The sequence below is a fragment of the Bacillus sp. ISL-51 genome, from assembly GCF_018613535.1.
Taxonomy (GTDB): domain Bacteria; phylum Bacillota; class Bacilli; order Bacillales; family Bacillaceae; genus Bacillus.
Genome location: NZ_JAGGQB010000018.1, coordinates 1 through 5,423, shown reverse-complemented (window position 1 = coordinate 5,423; position 5,423 = coordinate 1). Strand labels below are relative to the sequence as shown.

General features: G+C 36.1%; 2 protein-coding genes. Both read right to left on the bottom strand.

Annotated elements, in window-relative coordinates; genetic code table 11:
• A partial coding sequence (locus tag J7E26_RS17315) for a condensation domain-containing protein (RefSeq protein ID WP_214814438.1) occupies positions 1–1,650 on the bottom strand: 1,650 nt, incomplete at its 3' end.
• Between the two features lie 30 nt (positions 1,651–1,680).
• The gene (locus tag J7E26_RS17310; RefSeq protein ID WP_285289009.1) at positions 1,681–5,418 is read right to left on the bottom strand and encodes an amino acid adenylation domain-containing protein; all 3,738 of its coding nucleotides are present in this window, start codon (positions 5,416–5,418) and stop codon (positions 1,681–1,683) included.
• Between the last annotated feature and the right edge of the window lie 5 nt (positions 5,419–5,423).

Below are 5,423 nucleotides of genomic sequence, written 5' to 3'. Positions count from 1 at the left end.
CCCGCCAGCCTTGACGATCCCACAAATCCCTATGATTGTTTCTATGTTCCGTTCCGCCATGATCGCTACATAGTCATCACGACCGATGCCCATCTGACGCAACTGAACAGCAAGTTCATTTGCCTTTGCATTTAGTTCCTGGTAAGTAATTTCCTTCCCTTCGGCGCATACAGCAACTTTATCAGGTGTTTGTGACACCTGATCTTCAAAGCGTGTCACAATATTCTTGTCTAAGGAATTAGATGGAACTGTATTGTTAAATTCATCAAGAATCTTCTCTTTTTCTGTAGGGCTAACAATATTAATATCTTCTATTCTTTGCGTAGAATTTTGAATAATTTCCTTTAAAACAAAATGATATTGTTCTAAAATTAAACGAATATCATGTTCTGCATATAGCTTAGGATTATAAATAATATCAAGATCAAGTGTATCTTTTAAAGAAACACTAAAATTAAGTGGATAATTCGTCTGTTCTCTACCTTCTTCAAATTCTATCATTAACGTCTTTCCAAGAGACTGTTTTTCCTCAGTCACTGCGAGTTCATCAACAAAATAATTCTCAAACACAAATAATACTTTGATAAGATCCCTACCATGGTTACTTTGTTCTTGAATATCAGCTAAGGAACAAAAATCATAACAGGAGCTATCCAATGCTTGATTTTGCATAGATTGTATTAAATCTTTAAGATTACTATTTTTTTCCGTTTTCACCCTTACTGGGATTGTATTAATAAATAACCCTACAGCTTGATCAATTCCCACTATGTCAGCATTTCGGCCAGAAACTACCTTTCCAAATACTACATCATGGTTCATATTATGTTTTTGAAGTAATATTCCTAAAGCACTCTCTAATACCGTATTAATTGTTACATTGCTCTGTTGGGAAAATATTTTCAATTGTTCCTTTAAAAAATGATCTGCAGTAAGAGAGTATCTCGCCATTTCTTCTCTTGTATTCTGACTTTTATTAAAAGGAGTAATTATTGCAGTTTCAGAATAATCATTTAATAAGGTACCCCAGTACTCCAATCCCGTTCTCTTATCCTGCTTCTCTAACCATTTAATATAATCTTCAAAGGAAGCAATATTAGATTTCTCGGCTTGGTCCATTGCCTGTATGGAGGCATATGCCTCCCCCATACATAGCCTCTCATAATTTCTAAAAAAATTGGTTAATACTGTTGAACTGCACCACCCATCCAGAATAATGTGATGTAAGCTCCATAATACTAAATGTTCATTAGGGGATACTTTCATAATTGTCACTCTTACTAAACTGTCCTTTTGTAAGTCAAACCCTCGATTAAGGTCATCTTGCTTTATTTGCTCAATTTGCTCAGTTTGTTGATTTATCGTGTATGTTGTTAAATCAATAAGATTTAGTTCAATTTCTCTTTTTCTTAGTACAACTTGTAAAGGTTTATCCCCTTTTTTGGGTAAAACGATAGCTGTACGTAAAACCTCATATTTCTCAGATAGTAAACTTAGGCTTTCTTTTACTTTAACAATATCTAAGTCTCCATTTACCTTGATTACATAACGCACCAAATACTCAGTCGAATGTTCATTTAGTAATTTATGATATAACATTCCCTCTTGCATTGGACTAAGTGCATAGATCGATTGGATCTTATTTTCCATGTTCGAAGTTTTCCTCCCATAATGTAGAAATTAGAAAATTTCTAGTATTTCCTGCAAAACTTCCGCAGTTAGATCTTCATTATAATCAGAGACAGTTTTGACTCCCTCTTGCTTAGAAGCACAGAACTCTACAACCCCACGCAAAGCTTTTTCATATTCTACGTTTAATAGATTAATAGATTCTGTATTATATTTAGCTTTATCAAATAATATTGATATTGATAGTTGGTTATCTTTTACAATACCTGTAATTGTAATGCCGTTTTTCAATTTATTTTCCCCTGCAATTGTTCTTCCACAATCCCAATCGGATGTTAAATTAATTTTTATATTCTCTCTTTCTTCATCGTTCCATTGTCCTAGGTAATTAAAGCATATATCTGCATCATTCTCGTAGATTCTATCTTTCCTGTAGTTTTGAATAACTCCAAACCCTAATCCGTGATTTGGAATGTGTCTTAATGTCTCTTTTACTTGAATAACTGCTTCTTCTACATCATTTGGGATCTCCAATAGTACAGGATAAATGCTTGTAAACCATCCCACTGTTCTAGAAATATTGATATCCTTATGAATTTCCTCTCTACCGTGGCCTTCGAGATGAATTCCTATATTTTTTTGTCCTTTCCATGATTTCACTGCTAAACCTAGTGTGACGAGGAGGATATCATTAATTTCTGTATTGTAAGCCTTATTCGCCTCGTAAAGTAAACTTTGCGTTGTTTCCCTGTCAAATAGGATTGTAGTACTGCCAAACCCCTCTTCTCCTATTGAATCCTCCGAAATTCTACCTAACTCCATTTTCTTACAAACTCGAGTCCAATACTCAAGCTCACTTTCAAGTTCCATACATTTGCTGTATTCTAAAAGCCCCTGAGACCAATCAAGGTATGATGCTGTTTTTTCCGGAAATTTAATATGCTGGCGTGCCGATGCTTGTTTATAACCATTGACTAAATCCTCGATTATTATCCTCCAGGACACCCCATCAATAACCAAATGATGAATACAAATCATTAAATAATTACCTTCAATTGTTCTATATAAAGCAGCTTTTAGTAATGGTCCCGAAGTGATATCTATACTACTCTGTAATTTGTTATTTTCATCCCGTATAAGTTTTGCCAGAACACTTTTATCTACTATATTCATGAAGTTGTATGTTTCTAAGTGAAATGCTTCTATATCCTCAGCTTTACGTATTACCTGCTCTTCCTCTATGAAAGTTGCCCGTAACAAATCATGATGCACCGTGATTTCTCTTAATGTTTTCCTTACTAATTGTTCTTCAAGTTTTCCTTTTGCCTTTAACATGACAGCTTGATTAAAATGGTTTACATTAGGTAACTTCCAGTCAAAAAATGTTTTTTGAATAGGAGTTAAGGGAACGTTACCTACTACCTCTTCCTGTTCATACTTAACCTTTAACTCAGCGCTCTTTGCTTTTTTTAAGATGGAATCCATTACTCGCATTTGCATAATATCCCTAATTGATAGATCAATTGCTAACTCTCTCAGTTTCGACACTACTCTAATAGCCTTAATGGAATCGCCACCCAATTCATAGAAGCTATCAGTAAGACCAATTTTTTTAACTCCTAAGACGTTTGCAAAAACGTTAAGGATCTTCTCTTCTATTTTATTTCTTGGAGCAACATATTCTTCGTTGCTTTTTGCTTCAATTTCTGGCAATGCTTCTTTGTCTACTTTTCCATTTCTGGTAAGTGGTATTTCACCAATTTGCATCATATAAGCAGGTATCATATATGCTGGCAATTCTTTTCCAATCTCACTTCGGATTATTGCTACATCTAAAATATTCCTTCCGACAATATAAGCACAGAGATGTTGTTCATTGTCTCTTTCGCTCACAACCACAGCCACTTCTTTTACATTGTCTACCTTTCGAATTACACTTTCAATTTCACCAAGCTCAATACGGAACCCACGTAGTTTTACTTGACCATCTATTCTGCCTAGATACTCAATATTTCCATCTGGCAACCATCTAACTAAATCACCTGAACAATACATCATCCCAGGACCATATGGATTCGGGATAAATTTTGCTTTGGTTAGTTCAGGTTTATTTAAGTACCCCCTTGCTACGCCGTCGCCTGCGATGCATAACTCGCCTACCATTCCTATGCCACACAATCTACCTTCGTTCATAATATACGTGGCCGTATTAGAGATTGGTTTGCCAATAGGCGTTTTGGCTCTTAACTGATCAACGTCAATTGGATAGTAAGTCGCAAATGTGGTCGTTTCCGTCGGACCGTATACATTAGTAAGCTGAATATGGGCGTTATTCTCCAGTAATTTTCTTACATGTAATTCCGAGGTCTTTTCTCCCCCGAATAATAATGTACCTATTCCATCAAACACAGTTACATCACTGTTAATTAACTGATTAAACAAGGCAGTAGTTAGAAACATGGTGTTAATTTTGTGTTTGGCAATTGTCTGTTTTAGAGCAGCCGCATCCATGATAACATCGTGGCTACCAATCTGAAGCTCTCCTCCATTCAACAATGCCCCCCAGATTTCAAATGTGGCTGCGTCAAAACTTAGTGACCCTGTTTGTAAAATTACGGTGTCTTTATTCAATTCTACATAATTAGGACGGTGTACCAATCGTGTAACACCTTTATGCTCAATCATGACTCCTTTCGGTTTCCCTGTCGTACCAGAGGTATAGATGAGATTAATTAGGTCATCTACTGTATTAATGTTTATAGGGTTCTCCTGTCTACCTGTCCACTGCATTGCTTCACTTACATCTACAACAGGAATATCTTCCCTATATATGCAAGATGAACCGTTCACTAGAATAGCCTTAGGCTTACAATCTTCTAACATATAAGTAACACGTTCTAACGGATAAGCTGGGTCAACCGGGACGTAAGCTCCGCCAGCCTTGATGATCCCACAAATCCCTATGATTGTTTCTATGTTCCGTTCCGCCATGATCGCTACATAGTCATCACGACCGATGCCCATCTGACGCAACCGAACGGCAAGTTCATTCGCCTTTGCATTTAGTTCCTGGTAAGTAATTTCCTTCCCTTCGGCGCATACAGCAACTTTATCAGGTGTTTGTGCAACCTGATCTTCAAAGCGTGTCACAATATTCTTGTCTAAAGGAGTAGATAGAGATATATCGTTAAATTCATCAAGAATCTTCTCTTTTTCTGTAGGGCTAACAACATTAAAATCTATTATTTTTTGGGTAGGGTTCTGGGTAATTTCCTTCAAGATCTGTACATAGTGAGCCATCATTTGATCGATGCTATTTTTATTAAATAGATCACTACGATACTCAAAGCTCAATCCATAACCATGTTTAGTCGCAGTTAATGTAACAGTTAAATCAAATTTCGCTACATTTTTACTCCAACTTATTTCTTTAAAACCAAATTCTTCAAAATCGCATTCTAAATCTACCATATTTTGAATATTGAACATCACATCGAATAAAGGATTACGTGAGCTATCCCTTACTAAATCGAGATTTTCTATCAATTCTTCAAGGGCATATTCTTGATTCGCTTGTGCCTGCAGACATTTTTCCTTCATTTCTTCCAAGAAGGTGTGAAAGCTTTTATCGCCTTGAGGCTTCCCTCTCATAACTAGAGTGTTCACAAACATACCGAGGATTTTTTCCGTGTCTGGGTGAACTCTCCCTGAAAATGGACTTCCAACAACAATATCCTCTTGAAGGCTATACTCACGTAATAAAACCATAAATACCGAAAGTAGTACCATATATT